At 36.7% G+C, this 20455-nt stretch carries 17 protein-coding genes; 1 reads left to right on the top strand and 16 read right to left on the bottom strand.

The window, feature by feature from the left end:
• Positions 1-93 precede the first annotated feature (93 nt).
• Positions 94-3165, top strand: a complete 3072-nt coding sequence (locus LPB89_RS04055) for a T9SS sorting signal type C domain-containing protein (protein WP_230700371.1) — start codon at positions 94-96, stop codon at positions 3163-3165.
• A gap of 92 nt (positions 3166-3257) precedes the next feature.
• On the opposite strand, the gene LPB89_RS04050 is transcribed toward LPB89_RS04055, so the two are convergent.
• From LPB89_RS04050 to LPB89_RS03975, 16 genes are all read right to left on the bottom strand, one after another.
• The gene (locus LPB89_RS04050; RefSeq protein ID WP_230700370.1) at positions 3258-4427 is read right to left on the bottom strand and encodes a beta-ketoacyl synthase N-terminal-like domain-containing protein; all 1170 of its coding nucleotides are present in this window, start codon (positions 4425-4427) and stop codon (positions 3258-3260) included.
• 65 nt (positions 4428-4492) lie between these two features.
• Positions 4493-5764 carry an adenosylmethionine--8-amino-7-oxononanoate transaminase gene (bioA, locus tag LPB89_RS04045; protein ID WP_230700369.1) on the bottom strand — a complete coding sequence of 424 codons (1272 nt, stop codon included), beginning with the start codon at positions 5762-5764 and terminating at the stop codon, positions 4493-4495.
• Positions 5765-5790: 26 nt separating this feature from the next.
• Positions 5791-6435 carry a dethiobiotin synthase gene (gene bioD / locus LPB89_RS04040; protein WP_230700368.1) on the bottom strand — a complete coding sequence of 215 codons (645 nt, stop codon included), beginning with the start codon at positions 6433-6435 and terminating at the stop codon, positions 5791-5793.
• Between the two features lie 163 nt (positions 6436-6598).
• The gene (locus LPB89_RS04035) at positions 6599-7213 is read right to left on the bottom strand and encodes a hypothetical protein (protein ID WP_230700367.1); all 615 of its coding nucleotides are present in this window, start codon (positions 7211-7213) and stop codon (positions 6599-6601) included.
• Entirely contained in the window at positions 7203-7703 is a 501-nt protein-coding gene (locus LPB89_RS04030; RefSeq protein WP_230700555.1) for an RNA polymerase sigma factor, read from the bottom strand. The genes LPB89_RS04035 and LPB89_RS04030 overlap by 11 nt, the downstream gene beginning before the upstream one ends.
• Before the next feature lie 3 nt (positions 7704-7706).
• Positions 7707-8570 (bottom strand): TraB/GumN family protein, encoded by an 864-nt coding sequence (locus tag LPB89_RS04025; protein ID WP_230700366.1) that lies wholly within the window; start codon positions 8568-8570, stop codon positions 7707-7709.
• A gap of 46 nt (positions 8571-8616) precedes the next feature.
• Complete coding sequence (locus tag LPB89_RS04020) at positions 8617-8811, bottom strand: hypothetical protein (RefSeq protein WP_230700365.1); 195 nt, start codon at positions 8809-8811, stop codon at positions 8617-8619.
• Between the two features lie 305 nt (positions 8812-9116).
• Entirely contained in the window at positions 9117-10253 is a 1137-nt protein-coding gene (locus tag LPB89_RS04015; protein ID WP_230700364.1) for a pyridoxal phosphate-dependent aminotransferase family protein, read from the bottom strand.
• A 77-nt stretch (positions 10254-10330) separates the two neighbouring features.
• Positions 10331-10966 (bottom strand): NAD(P)-dependent oxidoreductase, encoded by a 636-nt coding sequence (locus LPB89_RS04010; RefSeq protein ID WP_230700363.1) that lies wholly within the window; start codon positions 10964-10966, stop codon positions 10331-10333.
• 175 nt (positions 10967-11141) lie between these two features.
• Positions 11142-11672: a hypothetical protein gene (locus LPB89_RS04005; RefSeq protein ID WP_230700362.1), complete on the bottom strand. Its 531-nt coding sequence runs from the start codon at positions 11670-11672 to the stop codon at positions 11142-11144.
• A 64-nt stretch (positions 11673-11736) separates the two neighbouring features.
• Entirely contained in the window at positions 11737-12018 is a 282-nt protein-coding gene (locus LPB89_RS04000) for a F0F1 ATP synthase subunit epsilon (protein WP_230700361.1), read from the bottom strand.
• A 69-nt stretch (positions 12019-12087) separates the two neighbouring features.
• Complete coding sequence (atpD, locus tag LPB89_RS03995; RefSeq protein WP_089481317.1) at positions 12088-13599, bottom strand: F0F1 ATP synthase subunit beta; 1512 nt, start codon at positions 13597-13599, stop codon at positions 12088-12090.
• A 231-nt stretch (positions 13600-13830) separates the two neighbouring features.
• Positions 13831-15396 carry a G-D-S-L family lipolytic protein gene (locus tag LPB89_RS03990; RefSeq protein WP_230700360.1) on the bottom strand — a complete coding sequence of 522 codons (1566 nt, stop codon included), beginning with the start codon at positions 15394-15396 and terminating at the stop codon, positions 13831-13833.
• Between the two features lie 85 nt (positions 15397-15481).
• Entirely contained in the window at positions 15482-18313 is a 2832-nt protein-coding gene (locus LPB89_RS03985; RefSeq protein WP_230700359.1) for a TonB-dependent receptor domain-containing protein, read from the bottom strand.
• 377 nt (positions 18314-18690) lie between these two features.
• Positions 18691-19191, bottom strand: coding sequence for a hypothetical protein (locus LPB89_RS03980; RefSeq protein ID WP_230700358.1), 501 nt, complete (start codon positions 19189-19191; stop codon positions 18691-18693).
• Positions 19192-19339: 148 nt separating this feature from the next.
• On the bottom strand, positions 19340-20308 hold the full coding sequence (locus LPB89_RS03975) for a hypothetical protein (protein ID WP_230700357.1): 969 nt from the start codon (positions 20306-20308) through the stop codon (positions 19340-19342).
• Positions 20309-20455 lie beyond the last annotated feature (147 nt).

Raw genomic sequence — 20455 nt, 5'->3', positions numbered from 1 at the left:
CGTAGTGACCATTTTCATCATATATCACAAGCTTAAAACTTGAAATACTTATTATAAACGTAACAAAAGACAAATAAAAACAAACCAAACCTTATGTCCTCAAAGCTACTATTGTTAATTCGTTCTTTAATTTTAAAAAATATAAGACTGCTTTTTTTCCTGATTTCTTTTAGTGCATTAAGTCAAAATACAGTTACAAGAATTCATACCGACTGGAAAGGGTACTGGACATCGAATACTACAACCGGTGTCGGAAATAGACCTGACAGGGAAAATAATTTGCTGGCATTCACATGGGCACAGAATGGAAAAACATACTCTACCGGTGTCAATGACAATACGCTTACAGCAAATACGGTAACTTTTAGTCCTCAGAAATTCAGAGCGTTAAAAATTCAGAGTATAGGAATAGACCCTTCTATGTACATATTACAAGGTTCTATGATCGATGAATCCGCAACTGGAGCCATTTTAACTCCAAAATTAATCGGAGCCACTGCAACCGGTGCCGAACTTGCCTCAAGACTTACCGACGGCCCTAATGGTTTAGCACTCGGAACGGGAATTGCAAATATAAAAGCAGGTACTGCTGAATTCAAAATTGGTACTAATAATCTTAATCTTACCGGATTGAATGATGATACTCCCGATCTGATTGTAACCCAGGTTGCCGAACCCGGCAGTGCCGTCCAGGCAGATAAATTTAAATTTATTGATGCGTCAGGAAACACAGTAGGAAATGAACTATCTGTGTTTTTTGGATCCGCATCAGTTCCGGCTGTAGGAACCTATAGTCTGGATCTTTTCAAAATGGATGGAACGTATGGTTTTACTCCGGCTGCGACAAGAGACATCCGAATGTTAGGTATCGAAACAAGTTCCTTTGGTATCACAGCTGCAAACGCTGCACAAGTAGACCGTTTTGTCGTTACTTTTTCAGGAAGTTCAGATTGTGCTTTTATTGCTTTCAACACCAAATCGTTGAAAATTGCAGAATTAAAACTGGTTGCTACATCCTCAATACTGCCATGTGGTAAATTAGGGGATACTGTAAATTATACCTACGAAATTACAAACAACGGCGAAGTACCCATAACTAATATTCAAATTAGCGATCCAAATACCGGAGTGACAATTTCCGGAAATCCTATAGCCAGTTTAGCCGTTGGGGCAAAAGCAACACTAACTGGAACCTATGTTGTCACAAGTGCAGATGTAGCTGCAGGCAGGATTGTTAATTCCCCAAAAGTTACAGGTACCGATCCGTCTTTAAATACCGTTGAAGATACACCGCTGCCCATTGAAACTATTTTACTGGCCACTCCAACTATTGATAAAATAACAAATACTACCTGCAGCGCATTAGGGAGTGTTGTTTTAACTAATTTACCTTCTGCAGGAACATGGAGCTTAACAAGATCACCGGGTGCTGTAGTAACTACAGGAACCGGAGCAACAGCAACAATTACAGGCCTGCCTGTAGGAAACTATACTTTTAGAGTAACGAACAGCACGGGTTGTCAATCACCTGCAACTGCTACGGTGCCCATCACCAACCAATCGGCAACAACCTGGAATGGCACCGTATGGTCTGGTGGAACCCCTGATATTACAAAAAATGTCGTTTTTGCAGGAGCTTACACCATAGCATCAGATTTAGAGGCATGTTCCTGTACTATCAATTCAGGAGTTAATCTTTTAGTTCCTGCCGGTCGTACACTGACAGTCACAAATGCTTTGAATGTTAACAGCGGAGCCACGCTGACTTTTGAGAACAACTCCAGTTTGCTTCAGGACAGTAATGTAGCGAATACAGGAAATATTACATACAAACGTACAAGCTCGATGCGTCTTTCTGATTTTGAATACTGGTCTACACCGGTAAAGCCTCAGAAATTAGTTGACGTTTCCCCGTTAACGCTGTCAGACAAATATTTTGGTTTCAACGGCGACAACTGGGTAATAACCAGTCCAAACGATGTGATGACCATAGGTAAAGGATATATTATTCGTGGTCCGCAAAACTATTCCAATACGGTAAGGGCTGATTTTACGGCTGATTTTAAAGGCGTTCCGAACAATGGTAATTTGTCCGGTGAAACTCTGGAAAAGAACAAATTTTACCTGATCGGTAATCCTTATCCATCGGCTTTGAGTGCCAATGAATTCCTAAAAGCCAATAATTTTATAAACGGAACGTTTTATTTCTGGACGCACAATACGCCTTTAACCATTTCAAAAAAAGACTATGATGCAGACGACTATGCCGTTTTTAATTTAACAGGCGGAGTGGCCACCGAAGGCGCACCAACCGGTGACGATGCCCCGGGCAATAATCCTTTTATCCCTCAGGGCCATATCGCAGCCGGACAATCCTTTTTTGCCAGTACCAATGATGTAGGAACAGTTGTCTTTACCAACAAAATGAGAGAGGGCGGAGCAAACAACAGCCAGTTTTTTAAACATGCTAAAACAGCAAAAGAAACAGAGAAATCCCGTATCTGGCTTAACATCACCAATGATAAAGGTGCCTTTAAGCAAATGCTGGTAGGATATATAGACGGAGCAACCAATGGAATTGATAACAGATATGACGGAGAATCTTTTGATGCCAACCCCTATCTTGATTTTTACAGTATCAACAATGACCTGAATTATGTGATCCAGGGACGTGCCCTGCCTTTTACGGATACCGATATTGTTCCTTTGGGTTACCGCAGTACTATCGAGGGTGATTTTGCCATTTCGATACAGCATACCGATGGTGAATTAGTGAATCAGCCTGTTTACATTGAAGACAAGGCAACCGGTATCATCCACAACCTGAAGAACGGTAAATACACCTTTACCACAAAAGCGGGAACTTTTGGCGATCGTCTGGTATTGCGTTATACGGATAAAACCCTGGGTACGGGTGATTTTGAAAACACTGAAAACAACATTCTGGTTAGTGTCAAAAACAAAGCCGTCAAAGTGACTTCTGCAAAAGAAAACATCAAAGAAGTTACGATATATGATATTTCAGGAAAACTGCTTTACAGCAAAAAGAAAGTTAGTGCAACTGAATTGCAAATAACAAATTTACAGTCTGCCAATCAGGTTTTACTGGTAAAAGTAACCCTGGACAATGAGCATACCCTTACGAAGAAAGTTATATTTCAATAAGACCTAACACTTCGTTTATCCATAAAAAAAATCCATTTGCGTAGGCAAATGGATTTTTTTTATTCTATGATGATTCAGCTTACAGAACTAAACTACGCTCTTTCAATTAAGATACTGACTGCATTACCGCCAAAACCTACCGCATTAATCAATATTTTTCTCAATGGTTTTGTTTGCTCCTGCACTTCTCCAAAAGGAACATTAATGAAAGTATTATGCTCGAGCATTAAAAGAGCCAATTCCAGGCTTAATATTCCGGAAGCTCCAAAAGTGTGTCCGATTTTCCATTTATTGGTGGTCAATAAGGGAATTTCAGTCCCAAAAACCTTTTCAATCGCACGCAATTCGGTCAAATCTCCCTTAATGGTTCCCGGTGCATGCATTACAATTACATCTACTTCTTCCGGGTTAGTTTGCTGCAATGCCATTTTCATAGACTTTTGAAAACAATCTGCCTCTGCGGAAATTGAAATGTTGTGTTCTAAAATTTCAGTGGCGTAACCAACACCTGTCACATAGGCTATAGCATTTTCTTTTTCTCCGGCTTCCAGACAACAAACGGCTGCTCCTTCGCCTAAAATCATGGTATTTTGCGTTTTCTCAAAATCGAAAGCAAGATTTGGCCAGGCTTCTTCGTTCTGATCAATACGGGAATATATTTTCAGGGCCCTCATCTGAGCAATGGTAAAATCTGTCAAAGGGGCTTCACTTCCACCCACCAAAAACTTATCCGCCATTCCGGACCGCAGCCAGGCTACTCCGTTTAGAAGAGCATGAAGTGCTGTAGAGCACGTTATCGAATGTGAAATTTCAGGACCTTCACTTTGCAGATCATGTGCAATCCAGGAAGATATGTTCCCTAATGTTGTGGTTGGAGAAGCTAAGGTCTGTGCTTTTCCAGTGTCCATATATTCCTTGTAATGCTTTTCGAATAAATCAGTGGCACCGCGGGAAGAGCCAATATTTATTCCGAAAATATCCTCTTTATTCCAGCCGGCTTTTTCCACTGCTTTTCTTGAAGCGGTTAAAGCAAACAAAACAGAATTATCTAAAAACTTATATTTAATATCCGATTCCCGAACTTCCCTTACCAATTGTTCCGATTCAGCACTTAAAGCGGCTACAGACGTCTCCTGATGATCTAAAAACTGCTTTGTAAAGCAATGTTGATCGTTAAGATAATTTTTCCAGACTTCTTCTGCGGTATTCCCCAAAGGAGAAATAGAAGAGAAAGCTGTTATTGCTATTTTTTGTAAATTCAAAATAAATAATTTTACCGCAAAGTTCGCAAAAGTTTAGGCAAAGTTCGCAGGATTTTCAAACTAAATTAAACCATTTCAATCGCTTCTTCAATGGTAGCATATACTTTCTGAAGCTGCTCATCGGTCATAATATAAGGGGGCAAAATGTAAACAATATTTCCCACCGGTCTTAAAATAACGCCTTTATCTATAAAAAAATTATACAGTTTTGTACGCATAGAGCCGTAATAACTTTCCTCAGCATCCGATTTTATTTCAACTGCAAAAATAACCCCAAGCGTTCTGGCTGTAACCACTTTTGGATGCTTTTCAATTTTTTGCTGAAAAGTTAAATGTCTTTCATGTATTCGCTGAATGTTATTTTGCATTTCTTCGGTCTGCAATAAATCGATACTTGCTAACGCAGCCGAACAACCGGTAGGGTTTGCCGTAAAAGTATGACCGTGAAACAATGCTTTGTTAATATCATCATCATAAAAAGCATCGAAAACATCCTGCGTAAAAGTCGTAATGGCCATTGGAATTGTTCCTCCGGTCAGTGCTTTCGATAAACAAATCATATCCGGTTCTTCAGCAACATAATCCATTGCGAAAGTTTTTCCGGTTTTACCAAAACCGGTCATCACTTCATCGGCAATAGTCAAAACCTTATTTTCTTTACAAATTTTGATTAAAGTTTCCAGTGCTTCAGGCTCATACATCACCATTCCGGCTGCTCCCTGTACTAAAGGTTCAAAAATAAAGCCGGCACAATTATGACTTTTGATTATTGCTTTCAGGGCTTTAAAACTTACCTCCTCCTGTCCTTTCACAGGAACCGGAATTCTGACTACGTCTATAAACATTCCCTGAAAAGCCTGCGTATAAAAAGAGATTCCGCTGGCTGCCATTGCCGCAAAAGTATCTCCGTGGAACGCATTTTCGAAAGCAATTATAGTGGTTCTTTTTTCATTTTTATTGAAAAAATACTGAAGTGCTACTTTTATGGCTACTTCTACAGCTGTTGAACCATTATCGGAGAAGAAAATTTTCTGCTGATTTTTGGGCAAAATTTTCATTAGTTTTTCGGCTACTTGTATGGCTGGCTCATGGGTGAAACCTCCGAATAAAACATGCTCTAAGGTCGTGAGTTGTTTATAAATCGCATCAGCTATAATTTTATTACTATGACCAAACGGATTTACCCACCACGAAGCAATAGCGTCAATATATTCTTTATTATTCTCGTCCCAAAGCAAGGCACCTTCTCCTCTTGTAATTGCAATTGGAGTCTGTGACGTTTTATGTTGTGTATACGGATGCCATAAGTACTGGCTGTCTTTTTCTGATAAAGTCATCTGATATAATATTGTAGATTCTGATTTTAGATTTTAGATTTCTCTAACGACAACAAATTATGTCGAAATAAATCGGCGTATTCCCGGATTACATTTTGATCGAAATACGGTTCTTCATCGATTCTGCCAATGCATTTTATTCCGGTTTTATGCAGAATTAAATCCTCTGTAGATTTGTTTTCGCTTCCGCTAAAGACAATTCCGGCAACTTCAAAGCCCCTGTTTTTAATTGCTTCAACCGTTAACAAAGTATGATTGATGCTTCCTAAATAATGTCTTGAAACCACAATCACTTTATAATCCGGCTGAATCAGATCAATAATGGAATCGTTTTGGTTTAACGGGACAAAAATTCCTCCTGCCCCTTCAATTACCAGATGGTTATCTGTTTTTGGTTCTTTTATTTCTTTTAAATCAATTGTAATTCCGTCAATCTCGGCGGCCAGATGCGGACTTGCAGGCGTATTTAATTGATAAGCATTGGAATAAAATTGGGTACTTCGGCTTCGCTCAGTATGACTTATTAGATTTTTGATTTTATGACTGTCAGAATTATCTAAATCTCCTGCCTGAACGGGTTTCCAATAATCAGCTTCCAGAGCTTCAACAATAATTGCAGAAGATATTGTCTTACCAACATCGGTTGAAATTCCTGTTATAAATATTTTCATAGATTGTAGTTTCCCGGAGATTCGCAAATAAAAGCACAAAGCAACACAAAGAATAAATTGTTTTGTGAATCTCTGCGCCTATTCTGTGAATCTCGGTGTAATATTCTCCGCAAAAATACCAATAAAAACAGAACCCATCGTAATTGATGGGTTCTGTTTTTTATTATTCTTCTTTTAATTCGTCTATCACTTTTCTGATTTCCCCAGCATACTTGCCGTAAAACTTTTTTACCCACAATTCTAAAGAAATTCCCATCAGCAACATGCTAAAAACCACAATCGAAAACAATGCTATTAATTGATAGTTTGTAAACTCATTAGCTATAAAACCCGGAATTTTAGAAAATGCGTAATAAAAGAAACCTATCAGATACAAGATTAAAAAAGGGGTTAAGGCAAATCCAAAAGTTTTGTATAATTCCATATTGAGTCTGATATCAAAATACGTTTCATATAAACTGTCTTTTGTCTTTAAAGTTATAGCGCTCAATCTTTTATAAAAGAGGTAAAATCTCGTTATATAATATGCACAAACTAATACATAAAAGGTAAAAAGTAAATAATATAAGATGTTCATTTTTTCAGGAAAATTATAAAAAAGCGGAACGAACCCCAGAAAAACAATACTAATAATCTGATAAATAAATTCACCTTTTATATTTTTCCTAATTTTATCTAATGGCGTATTTGCCGATTGTATTCTTTCTAAATTGTTTGGAAGAACGACATTTTCTCCTTTTTCGTTATTCCATGCGTTTTGTATATCGTTAAAGTCCATATCCCTGATTTTTAATTATTTCTTTTAATTTTTCTTTTGCCCTGTTTAATTTCACTCTGGCATTTCCTTCACTAATTCCTAAATTATCGCCTATTTCTTTATGAGAGAATCCTTCTAGCTGATAGAAAATGATAGCTTTGTCAATCTTTCCTAATTTCTGAACTGCTTTGTAAAAATGATCGATCTGACTTTCCTTTATATGGGAATCGCCTTCATCCTCCCTGATATTCTCTGAAGCAATTTCGTACTTGTCTACTTTCCGTTTCTCCTTTTTGAGAAATACAATTGCAGTATTTACTGCCACACGATACATCCAGGTCGAAAACTGGCTTTCGTTTCTAAAGGATTCATACGACTTCCAAAGCTGACAGACGATTTCCTGAAACAGGTCCTGCTGATCATCATGGTTGTTCATGTACATTTTAGAAACTTTGTACAAGATTCCCTTATGACTTTCTATCCGGTTTAAAAATTCTTTCTCTTTCAAAATAGTTTAGTTCATTACTGGTTTTACAGTATATCCTGCTTTTCTTAACAAATTAATTATTCCTTCTTCTCCAGCCAGATGCGCTGCTCCCACCGCCACAAACAGATTTCCTTTTTTCATCATTTCAGGCAAAAGTGCTGCCCAATTATGATTTCTTTCGTCAAGCATATATTTTTTGGCTTTAGCATTCATTATATTCTCAGAAGTTGAAGTTTTGTATAGTTCTTCTAAATTTTCCTTTTTATAATTTGCAACCAACAACTTTGTTTCCTCCACATCTGACTCTTCCAACATGGCTATCATTTCATCATCAGCATAAGCGTTTCCAAAACTTTCGAATTGTGATTTAACCGTTTCCAGTCCGCTAATTTTCAGGTTTTTCTTCTTAGCGCTTTCGATAAACTCCATTTCATAAAGTTTGAGATCATTACAGCCAAAAGATTTCATCGAAATTAAACTCATCACGGTCATTAAACTAAAAGCATCTACTTGCTGAACGGTCATTCCGGATGTCTTTTTTAAAATTGCATCTAATTTAGACAATTGTTCCGGATTTAATCTTTTGCTTAAAGGTTCCTTACCCATTGCCATTTGCTGCATATCACTCATTTCCTTAGGATCAGAAAAATTAATTTCCAGAACCAATTCACCTGAAGCATTAAATGCGCTCTTTGTTTTTTCAGACAGAAAATAATCCGGTCCGCAAATCATATGAATCGTTCCGTACAAATAGGAAGGTTTCGTTATCCCGTTCCCTGATACTTCCCACAAAAGGGAGTTTTCTAATTTTGTAGAAACCGTCTGGGCACTGATTGCACCATTAAAAACAAATACTACTACTGCTACTGCTGATTTGAATAAATTTTTCATTTTGTTGATTGATTGAAAGTTGATTGATTGATTGAAAACTCCTTTTTTAATTACGTTTCTTATTTCGTTGCCAGGAAGCAACAGAAGCAATGCTTAAAAATGCCATTTGAACAACAAATCCCAGATTCGGTTTGCCGAATATAAACTGATTTGCCAGGGCATATCCAAATCCGGCCGAAGCAAGAATGACAAAAATAAAATTGAAGCTATTTTGTTTTGATAAAGAGGATTGCGTTTTCATAATGGTTTTAGTTATTTTGATTACGACTCGTAAGTAATCAAAGAGCCAAAACGTTACAAAAAAATCTAAACTTTTTTGACAAGTGAGGAAAATCAGGGCTTAAAGAAGGATCTTTTTTTAAACGAAGTTTTAATAGTTCACGGATTTATCGGGTCAAACAGGTTGTCATGGATTTTTTATGTGTATACAAAAATAAATAAAACAGGATGATTTAACGATTTGAATGTCACCCTGAGCGAAGTCGAAGGCTTGACTATTGGAGCGGGGCTTCTACTCCGCTCAGCCTGACAAGAATATAAAAAGCCTTAAAACACAAAATCTCTAAGTAATTCAAGAATCTGATTAATCTCTTTTTCTGAATTATAACTATGGATACAAAAACGAAGTCGCTCCTGCCCTTCCGGAACTGTTGGAGAGAGTATGGGTTTTACATCAAACCCTTTATCCTGTAATTGTCCGGCCAATTGCTTTACATTTTTATTTCCGGGAACAATTGCCGATTGGATGGCAGATTTGCTTCTGACAAACATTGGTTTTAAACCCAGTACGTTTTTTTGCTGATTAAAAAATACAATGTTCTGACGTAATTTTTGGATCGTTTCTGTCTCCGTTTCCAAGTGCTGATAGGCCGTTAAAATGGTGGAAACGGAATGCGGAGATAATCCTGTAGTGTAAATAAAGCTTCTGGCAAAGTTGACCAGGTATTCTTTGAGATCTGAACTTCCCAAAACGGCAGCGCCATGACAGCCCAAACCTTTTCCGAAGGTCATGATACGTGCAAAAATACGATCCTGCAATTGCAGGTACTGCATCAGTCCTTCTCCTTTTTCACCAAAAACACCTAAAGTATGCGCCTCATCCACCACAAGGAAACAATTGTACTTTTCTGATAACGCCACCAGTTCTTCTAAATTCGGACTGTCGCCATCCATAGAAAAAACAGTTTCGGTGACAATATAGATGGTGGTGTCTGGAAATTTCAGAACGAGACGTTCCAAATCTTCAAAATCATTGTGACTGAACTTGTATGATTTAGCATTCGACATTGTAATGCCATCACGAATAGAAGCGTGACTCAGTTCATCATAAAGTATAACATCATTTCTTTGCGGTACAGCGCTAAAAAACCCAACATTGGCGTCGTAACCTGAATTAAAAATTAAAGCCGATTCTGAGCCATGAAAATCCGCAATAAACAATTCGGCAATTTGATAAAGCGAATGATTACCGGAAATTAAACGCGAACCTGTTGCGCCATTCTGAATAATCTCGTTTTCTATCAAATAATGATGTGCCTGCTTAAAAACAGATTCTGATTTCGAAAAACCAATATAATCGTTAGAAGAAAAATCAACAAGATTATTAAAACATGGTAATTGTCGTAACGAATTATTCTGCTTTCTGTCTTCGAGTTTCTGAATAAGGTTTTTGGGTAATTTCATAAAAGCAAAGTTATGAAAATGATCCCAATTAAATAAAACGGCGGATGTGATCTCATCCGCCGTTACTTTTCTAATGTTTAAATACTGCTGACAAAAGGTGCTTTTCGGGAAAATTCAGAATCGGTTATTTCCTTAATCATAAAATCTGCAATATCAGGGGCGCTAATTTTATCTCCCGGGCAATCTTCCAGACTTATAACTAATTCAGAACTGACATCGGTAAATTCAATAAACGGAACCCTGACCAATGTCCAGTCAACAGCACTATCAGTCAAAAGATCATATGTCAATTGCCTGTCTTTTTGAATTTCAGGATAATTGGTTTTCATCCAGTTGGTAGCAAGCGTTGTTTTTTCGCTTTTTTTATCGAATGGAGTATCTATATTAAGCCCTGCCAGTAAAACATATCTTTTGATGTTGTATTCCTTCATCGTTTTCAATATATTAACTGTGGCCTGACTTGCCACCATTGGTTCTCCCGGACGCTGACCAATAGTACTCAGAACTGCCTGGCACCCTTCGAGCAGTAAACGAATAGCGTTTGCATCAATTGCATCCCCTTTGATAATTTCGATTTGTGAATGTTGGATTTTAAATTCCTCAGGAGTTCTTAGTAAAAGTTTCATACTAAATCCTTCTTTCAATAACTGGTTTACAAGATATTTTCCAGTTTTTCCTCCACCGCCTAAAACGGCAATTTTTATATTTTTCATATATACTCTTTATAAAATTAGACATAGATTTTTACGCTTCATCGGCTGACAAAACGTAATTATAAAAGCTTACTGAGCTTTTATAGCAGGATCAATATTTTTATAAAGAGATTTTAATACTTCAAATATAGAGAATGATAACAAAAAAAACCGAACATGAATGTTGTGTGTTCGTTTATTTCAAAACGTCTTTTTCAATCCATTTAAAGTTCCCTTTTTCAGTTGCATCAAGAATATCAATATTTAGCTTTGTCGAAAGATCTAAACAAAACTGATAGGCAGATTCTTTAGTTTCAAAACTGCACATTTTATAATGCCTGTTTTTAACATACCAAAGATTCGTCGCATATTCATCCCATTTATCCTGAAAAAAAGAAACATATTCAAACTCTGTTACCTTCGATTTAACATCATATGAAAATGGCCCAACCACATATCTTGTTATAATAATACTGTCAGTAACATTTATAATAATATCCTTTGTTGCAGAGAAAATCAATCCATAACCAAAACAGAAACCACCCACGGAAACAAGTGAAGTCAGAAGCTTGATAAAAGTGACAACAGAAATACCTAAATAAACTACATAAATCAGAATCCCTAATAAATAGATAAAAACACCATAAAACACAGCTGCCAGTACTAATTCATACCAACTTCTCTTCTTTTGTGAAATTAAAATTTCAGACTTCTTATTATTTTTCATTTTTCAAAAATAAAAAAAGCCATTCGATTTCGCGAATGGCTTTTAAAATTTATTTCAAATTATCTTAGTCTGCTAAAACAATTATCTTATTGTCTTTCATTTCGATAGTACCTGACACAATATCTAAAGTATAAGTCTGGTCATTTACTTTCGTGAACTTTCCCGCTACTTCTTTAGAAAAACTGAAGCTTGGAGCAACAATTTTAATAGTTCCTTTTTCTAAAATAGAAACAATAGGAGCGTGATGATTCAATATTTGAAAGCTTCCATCAACTCCCGGCAATGTAACTGAAGTTACTTCTCCCGAAAATAATTTTGCTTCTGGTGATACTATTTCTAAAATCATATTTTTTAGTTTACAGTCTCAGTTATCAGTCTCAGTACTGAATACTGCGACAGAATACTGAAAACTAGATTATGCTTCCGCCAACATTTTTTCTCCGGCTTCGATTGCATCCTGGATAGAACCTTTCAGGTTGAAAGCTGCTTCAGGAAGGTGATCTAATTCACCGTCGATAATCATGTTGAATCCTTTGATAGTATCTTTAATGTCAACCAGAACTCCAGGAATACCTGTAAATTGTTCCGCTACGTGGAAAGGCTGAGATAAGAAACGTTGCACACGACGTGCTCTGGATACAGATAATTTATCTTCTTCAGATAATTCTTCCATACCAAGGATCGCAATAATATCCTGCAATTGTTTGTATTTTTGAAGAATTTCTTTCACTCTTTGTGCACAGTCATAATGCTCAGCTCCTAAGATTTGAGGAGTTAAAATTCTTGAAGTAGAATCTAACGGGTCAACCGCTGGATAAATACCTAGCTCAGCAATTTTACGGGACAATACTGTTGTTGCATCTAAGTGGGCAAAAGTTGTAGCCGGTGCCGGATCCGTTAAATCATCCGCAGGAACGTAAACCGCCTGTACAGATGTAATAGATCCTTTGTTTGTAGAAGTAATACGCTCTTGCATAGCACCCATCTCTGTTGCCAAAGTTGGCTGGTAACCTACTGCAGAAGGCATACGTCCTAAAAGTGCTGATACCTCAGAACCTGCTTGTGTAAAACGGAAGATGTTATCAACGAAAAACAATACGTCTTTACCCTGATCAGTTCCGGCTCCGTCACGGAAATATTCCGCAATAGATAATCCTGAAAGTGCCACACGTGCACGAGCTCCAGGAGGCTCATTCATTTGTCCGAAAACGAAAGTAGCTTTAGACTCTCTCATTCCTGGCATATCTACTTTAGATAAATCCCATCCTCCATTTTCCATAGAGTGCATGAAATCATCACCGTATTTAATAATTCCTGACTCTAACATCTCGCGAAGCAAGTCATTTCCTTCACGTGTTCTTTCCCCTACTCCTGCGAATACTGAAAGTCCACCATGACCTTTTGCGATATTGTTGATCAACTCCTGAATCAATACTGTTTTACCAACACCGGCACCACCAAACAATCCAATTTTACCTCCTTTTGCATAAGGCTCAATCAAATCGATTACTTTAATACCTGTGAATAAAACTTCTGATGAAGTTGATAAATCTTCAAATTTAGGTGCCTGTCTGTGAATAGACAAACCATTCTCTCCTGTTTTTGGCAAGTTTCCTAAACCATCAATTGCATCTCCAATTACATTGAATAATCTTCCATATACATCCGGACCGATTGGCATTTGGATTGGGTTTCCGGTTCCAACTACTTCATATCCTCTTGACAAACCGTCTGTAGAGTCCATAGAGATAGTACGAACAGTGTTTTCACCAATGTGAGATTGCACTTCTAGAACTAACAATGTTCCGTCTTTTTTTGTGATTTCTAATGAATCATAAATTTTTGGAAGTTCAACATCCTTACCGTTGAAAACTACGTCAACTACTGGTCCAATGATTTGAGCAACTTTTCCTATTACTTTTGACATTACTTATGTATTTATTAAATAGCTATTTAGGTTTATCGAAAATACCTCTTTTTTCAGAGCGCAAAGATAATTTTTTAAAATATAAAATCAATATTTTTTCTAAAAAAAATACTATGTTTTTGTTTGATTCCTAAAACTCAGGTCCCAAATATCTAAAATGGTAATTTTTTCGTTAAATAAAAAAGCCACTGCATTTTATAAACGAGTGGCTTTCTCACTAAAAAAATATCTTTATGGAAGGACTGCAGGATATAACACCTGATAATTACCCACATTTACTCCCTTTAAATTGGAACCGTATTTTGTATTAATGGCTTCTATAAATTTATTGGCAATAAAAGCATAACCTCTTGGAGAAGGATGAATCCCGTCTAAAGAAAAAGTTCCTCCCGTTACAAAGGTTGATGCCAAAGTAAAATTGTTTGCCACAACTCCACCTTTATCGATTTGATCCATAATTGCATTAGCATCAACAAAAGCCAGGCCTTTTGCGGTGGCTGCCGCACTTATCGTTGCATTAAAAGCATCTGTAACCACCTTCAACTCAGCAATCTCAGTTGGGATTAAAACATATTTATCCTGTAACGGATATGTGATTCCAAATTTATTTAATGGTGCCGGCGGAGCAAATCCAACTCCGGAATTTGCAGCAGTAGGAGCCGCACCAATAGCCGATTGTGTAGTCAAAAGCACCAAATCAGCAGCAGTAGCCTGACGTGCCTGTCCAAAAACAGCCCCGTAAAAAGCAGCCGTTTGCGCACCCAATGAAGGTGTAAATACAGCTGTAAGCTGCGCTGATAAATTAGTCAGCGATTCATCTTTGATTAACAATGGATTTCCTCCTGTCAGAGACAACAACTGAATTCTGTTGGTTACACCAAGATAAGCCAGTGCATCTTTTAACGGACCGTACAACTGGGCATTAAGTGCATTTATAGTAGCCGTTCCGACTGCAGCGTTACCACTTCCTAAAACAGAAACTGTTAATGGATTATAGGGAACGGTTTTAAAAAACGGAATGGAAGTAACGTAAGGTATATTCGCTACAACACCTTTAGCCCCTGCTGAAGTTAATGTAGTAACAAGAGCATTATACGTACCATCAAAACCAACACCCGGCGCACCTGTAGCCGGAGTAATAGGATTTGTACCATCTCCTCCTGATGTAGCATATCCTAAAACATCATTATTTCCTATCCATAAGGAAAAGAATGTCGGTGTCTGACTCATCGCATACGCTAATACAGAAGTTGTTCCGTTTGGAGCAAAACGCACATAGTACGGATTTGCAGTTCCGTTTGCCAAACCAGCCGCCGCTCCATAAGTCGGAGACAGCAAATGAAAACTTTTCGCACCCGGAACACCAGTATTATTATAAGGCCCTGCAGCGACAACAGCAGCATTAAAAACTTCAGTTGTAGAGGCACCACTTACCGGAACCGGAGCTGTTCCGTTAAAAAATAATCTCGGACCGAAAGCAGGATTTACCTGCCCTCCAAAAAGCAGCCCCCCCACATTATCGTTTGTATATGGAATTTTAAAATCCCCTCCTCCCACTAGTTTAAATTGTTGTGCCATAATATTAGTATACGACCCTTCCTGTCCTCTTTTAAAAAGTGCTCCGTCACTAAACCCGGAAGTCAGAGAATTTCCTAAAGCAACATACTTAGAAAAATTTGCAGTACCGGCAGTCAGAGGTGCTCCGTCAGATGAATCTATAACTACAGCCTCATCATCGCTATTACAAGCCATAAAGGTCAACGAAACCAGTAAAAGCCATTTTAAATTCTTTTTCATAATTTATATATTTTAAAATTATTCCTTTCTAATTTCTTATTTTAGAAAAGTAAATAATACAATTGTTTTATCTAAAATCGTTCAATTAAGGATTGATTGTCCAGGATGCAAAATATTGCTGACCAATTAATCCGGCACCAATTACCTGAGTATATTCTTTTCCTCCAATGTTTGAAGCTCCTAATTTAAAAACTGATTTTAATTTTGGAATTCCATAATTAATCTGAGCATCGATTACTGTAGCTGACTCAATTATACCATCAGCAAAACTTGACTCCCAGGTATATTCGCTATTCCATCTTCCGCTAATATTAAATCCGAAATTCTGAAATAATTTTTCATTACCAAGAGACACTTTAACCCTGTGTTTTGGTGTATTAAAGCCCGCTTCGAAACTTGGATCTTTTGCTTTGTCAAAATCAAACTGAGCATAATTATAATTTACTCCCAATTCGAAATCTGCAATTATTTTTTTAGAAAGACCCGCTCCAAATCCAAATGATTTAATTTCAACATCTGTATTCGTATACAGTTGAAATGCTCTGTAATTTCCGTTTTGAAGCGCATGCAATGTCTGCGCACCCGGATTTGCCGGACCTGCTGCAGGATTAGGCGCGTCCTGTGCTGTACCATAATAAGGTGCCACTACATTCAGATTCCCAATGAAATTATTGTACACGTTGTAATAGGCATTAAGATCTACAGAAATATCTTTAACAAAAGAACGATAACCGATCTCAAATGCTTTAACTTCTTCCGGTTTCACATAATTTACGTTGGTTTTTTTAAGCAGTGCGGCACCAGCTGCAGGATTACTTGCTGCCAATGCACTAAAGGCATTCACTGAACTTGCTGTATACGAATTACCATAAGCTTTCAAACCATCCATTACCACTGTTGTACCACCAGCGAAAGCCTGACCGGCAGCGGTAGAAACTGGCAATATCTCTCTGTAACGCACCAAGTTATCGGGTGCTGAACCTAACAATACTGCATTCCCAACATTAAATCCTATATATTGATCCTGAGTGGAAGGGTTTCTGAAACCGGTCTGGAATGACCCTCTGAAATTGTGATTTTTTCGTTCTCCCGCAGAATAAACAAGAGATAATCTAGGAGAAAAATTTCCGTCGAAGTTTTTTGATTTATCATAACGAATAGAACCTGTAAACTTCAGTCTTTCGTCCATAAACTTTTTAGCCAATTGGGTATAAGCTCCGTATTCATTATAATTAATAGGACCATTAGCGTCAGTATAGATTCTTCCGTGAGAGTTTAATTCGTACAATCTGAAAGATCCTCCTACCTGAATTTCGGCAAATTTTATTAAATCTTTAAAATTATAATTAGCATCTGAATGATAAATTTTTGAATTATCCACCAGTTTTGAACCTGTTAGTACACTTTCATCTGCAATTACCTGAGCAAAAGCATTCTTAAATGCCATAGTTCCAGGTAAAAAACGACCTGTATCTGCTGTTGCTCTTGCGGCAGCATGAGCATTTTCAGGTGTCATACCGGCTAAAGTAGACTGAACATATGCCCCGGCATACTGACCAAACCACGTTCTGTCATCTTTCCATTTTCTATTGACATTAATTCCTGTAAAAACCATATCATAAGAATGCCCTCCATCTTCTGTAGTAGTATATCCTCTTACGAAAAAATTCTTTCCTTTAACTTCAATTTTATGCTGCTGCATAAAAAAGTCATTTAAGTAATATCTGTTCGCTCCCTGGTAAACCGCATTTCCGGTACCAAATTTACTTTGCCAGATAATTTCTAATCTTTCGTCACCAAAAGGCCTTCCATGCAATGAAAAATCAATTTTAGTATTTCCCGCTCTGTTATTGGTAAGGTCCGTTTCATTATAACCTGTTCTACTCACATTTGTATTTGGCAATAAATTTACAGCAGCGGCAGGAATCAAACCTAAAGCAGCCAGAGACTGACCAACTCCCTTTATATTAGTAGAAACTTCATCACCATATACATTTATTCCATCATAATTGATGTTTGTTCTGTCGATGCCGCTAATTGTTTTATCATTGTAATTTGTGGCATACCAATCTGTAGCCTGCATATAGGTAAAGTTAGCTTTAGCCGCAAAGTATTTATTAAACGCATGCGAAAATCTTACCCCTAAATCATAGTAATTATTGGTACCCGCAGCTTCCTGAGACGTCACCCCATATTTAAAATAAGCAGATACACCCTGATAAATGAATGGGCTTTTACTGTTCATAAATAAAATTCCGTTGAAAGCATTCGCTCCATACAAAGCAGAGGAAGCACCCGGAAGTAACTCAACGCTTTGAACATCGATTTCCGAAACACCAATCAGGTTTCCTAAAACAAAATTCAGAAGAGGGGATGAATTATCCATTCCATCAACCAACTGCATAAAACGAGTATTGGCCACGGTAGCAAAGCCTCTTGTATTGATTGACTTAAAAGACATACTACTGGTATTCATCTGTACCTCTTTTAAGTTTTCCAAACCATCATAAAAAGTAGGTGAAGCTGTCTTTTTAATATCCTGAATCCCCATTCTTTCAATAGTTACAGGAGACTCAAGTACTCTTTCCGGAGTTCTGGACGCGGAAACAACAATTTCATCTAATTTAGTTTCTTCGCTTTTTAAAACAACATCCAGATTTTGATTTAACGATGTCACATTGATCGTTTTAGTTTCAAAACCTACTGCCGATACTTTAATAGCAAAAGGTGGCTTGGCAGATGTACTCAGTTTAAAGGTACCGTCAAAATCAGTAGAAGCTCCGGTTGAACTTCCCACGACATTAACATTAGCACCCGGAATAGATTGTTTGTTACTATCGGTAACAGAACCCGTAATTGTGTTCTGCGCAAAGGAAATTCCGCAGAAAAACAACATAATTAGCAAATAGACTTTCATTTGGTTGGTTTTTGTGTTAGTTTATCCTACCAAAATACAAATAATTTTAATATATATAAAAAAATGTTAAATAAAATTCATATTTACCATATTTTTAAACGTTATTTTAACTATTCCTCAATTGGTTTTATTAAATTAAAATCAAATATCAAACCTTCCGAACTTCAATTACTATGCACACATATTAATTTTGAAGGAAAAATTGCGGATTTACTAAAAATACAGGGCTAAGAAAAAAAATCTGATAATAAAAAAAAGCGAGACAAAAATCTCGCTTTTTTAACATTTGTTATCGTTTAACTCTTTAGGAATGAAATGAAATGCTAATCATGATCATTTGGACATTTCAGACAATTCATTAGTAATTAGTAAATTACTTAAAATTCAATTTTGAAACCAATTTGATTGCCACTTGCTACTAATGCTGTTTTTACAGCTGGCTTATAATTTTCTGCCAGGCCGTCATTATATTTTGCAATAGCTGCTTTAATCTTCTTTGGATAACCAATTTTAATCGGAATCGAAGCAATAATCATTGCACCTCCAATAATTGCAGCTGTAAAACTGGTTCGCTCAGAAGTAATGGAGGGATTGTATCCGTTACCGGGATATGATACTGAAGTATCGTCTTTGGTTAGACCAACCACTAAATTGGCCACCACAAGGCTGGTTCCCCCATAAAAAAGGAAATTAGCCCATGTTTTTTTGCTTCGCCCCGCATTATAAAGAGACAATGCTTCCTTATTATTAGCCAAAACCGATCGTACCTGATCAGATGATAATTTGTTCTCTCCTTCATAAACAGTTCCACCACTTCTATAGGTTAATTGCTGCGAAAAACCAGCTATAGTCATTATTAAAAATAATGCCGTAATCATTCCTTTCATCTTTTTACAATTTATTGTTTAAGCAGCGAAAATACTCATTAACTTAATCCTTGCAAGAAAAATGTTAAAAAAATACGAGCATAAAAAAAAGCGAAACCTAAATTCCGCTTATTTAAACATTACTTCTCTTTTCATCAAATCATTTAGATCCTAGTTCTAATTTTTCTAATCGACTCTTTAAATCATTAATTTGCTTATTCTGATTAATCAAATACAATGTCATCTCTTCAATTTTCTGCAACAACTTAGCATTCATTTCACCTAAATTAATTCCATCTTTTAAAACCTCTTTTTCACTTGGAATATTCTCTAAATGACCTTTTGCTTCAATATGCTTTTCAACTTCTTCTAAACTTGGTAAAGTATATTCTTTTTTAAAAACAAAATCAGACCATCCCTCCATATCAACTTTTACTTCTTTTGAATGAATTGTACCATTTACATCTAGTTTATTAATTGGATTTGTTACACCAATACCAACATTCCCATTTCCCTGAATTCTTACTTTCTCAGTTTGACCTGTTAAATATGATTCCTGAGTAAACAATTGCATTCCATACACATTATTTCCTGCACTTTGCGTTATTGTCCGTATTGAAGTTCCAAAGGTATCGCGATTAGAATAATTTATCGACTGTGCGATCATAACAGCAGATTCATTATCATTGTTAGCCAAATTCCTAATAAGTACATTCCCATTACTTACTTCTAGTTTTGCCAAAGGAGTCGTTGTTCCAATTCCAATATAGCCATTAGGAGCAATTCTCATTCTAAATTGAGCAGGAGTAGCAGATCCGTCCCAGGTTAAAAATGTAATCCCTTTGTTGAAAGCACTTCCGTGAGATGTCCCCTGAATCATCAATTCCCCGTATTCATTAAAAGGAAAAGCTCCAGTTCCATTATCCGGAAATCTTCTTGTTCTGTAAATAAGCGGTGAGGCCCAATATGCATTTGTACTTGTCCATGTTCCTGTACTTGAATCTGTTTTAGGAATTCCGACAGAAGAACTTAATACCACATTTACACTATTATCCGTGGAAGTAATAATTCCTTGCGCAAAACCATACTGGCAACACAAAACACCCAACAGAATAAATATTTTATTCATTTTATATTATTTTAAAAAAATTAATTTACTTATTAACACTACTAATTTAGCTCCAATCTCTTTTATAATTCGCCTGCTTCATGAGCATTTTCAGAAACAGTCAAAATCAATTAATATACTGTACTATGTATTTCTGTTGATTACAAA

The organism is Flavobacterium sp. ENC, assembly GCF_020991415.1.
GTDB lineage: Bacteria > Bacteroidota > Bacteroidia > Flavobacteriales > Flavobacteriaceae > Flavobacterium.
Note: the sequence above shows the minus strand (reverse complement) of the source record. Positions and strands in the feature narration are given on the sequence as shown.

Bases quoted from the DNA above. Each gene is read 5' to 3' on its own strand.
- LPB89_RS04055 (WP_230700371.1), top strand. From the start codon at position 94: ATGTCCTCAAAGCTACTATTGTTAATTCGTTCTTTAATTTTAAAAAAT.
- LPB89_RS03980 (WP_230700358.1), bottom strand. From the start codon at position 19,191: ATGATTACGGCATTATTTTTAATAATGACTATAGCTGGTTTTTCGCAG.
- LPB89_RS04035 (WP_230700367.1), bottom strand. From the start codon at position 7,213: ATGGACTTTAACGATATACAAAACGCATGGAATAACGAAAAAGGAGAA.
- LPB89_RS04025 (WP_230700366.1), bottom strand. From the start codon at position 8,570: ATGAAAAATTTATTCAAATCAGCAGTAGCAGTAGTAGTATTTGTTTTT.
- LPB89_RS03990 (WP_230700360.1), bottom strand. From the start codon at position 15,396: ATGAAAAAGAATTTAAAATGGCTTTTACTGGTTTCGTTGACCTTTATG.
- LPB89_RS04020 (WP_230700365.1), bottom strand. From the start codon at position 8,811: ATGAAAACGCAATCCTCTTTATCAAAACAAAATAGCTTCAATTTTATT.
- LPB89_RS03975 (WP_230700357.1), bottom strand. From the start codon at position 20,308: ATGAATAAAATATTTATTCTGTTGGGTGTTTTGTGTTGCCAGTATGGT.
- LPB89_RS04000 (WP_230700361.1), bottom strand. From the start codon at position 12,018: ATGATTTTAGAAATAGTATCACCAGAAGCAAAATTATTTTCGGGAGAA.
- LPB89_RS04005 (WP_230700362.1), bottom strand. From the start codon at position 11,672: ATGAAAAATAATAAGAAGTCTGAAATTTTAATTTCACAAAAGAAGAGA.
- bioD (WP_230700368.1), bottom strand. From the start codon at position 6,435: ATGAAAATATTTATAACAGGAATTTCAACCGATGTTGGTAAGACAATA.
- LPB89_RS03985 (WP_230700359.1), bottom strand. From the start codon at position 18,313: ATGAAAGTCTATTTGCTAATTATGTTGTTTTTCTGCGGAATTTCCTTT.
- atpD (WP_089481317.1), bottom strand. From the start codon at position 13,599: ATGTCAAAAGTAATAGGAAAAGTTGCTCAAATCATTGGACCAGTAGTT.
- bioA (WP_230700369.1), bottom strand. From the start codon at position 5,764: ATGACTTTATCAGAAAAAGACAGCCAGTACTTATGGCATCCGTATACA.
- LPB89_RS04010 (WP_230700363.1), bottom strand. From the start codon at position 10,966: ATGAAAAATATAAAAATTGCCGTTTTAGGCGGTGGAGGAAAAACTGGA.
- LPB89_RS04015 (WP_230700364.1), bottom strand. From the start codon at position 10,253: ATGAAATTACCCAAAAACCTTATTCAGAAACTCGAAGACAGAAAGCAG.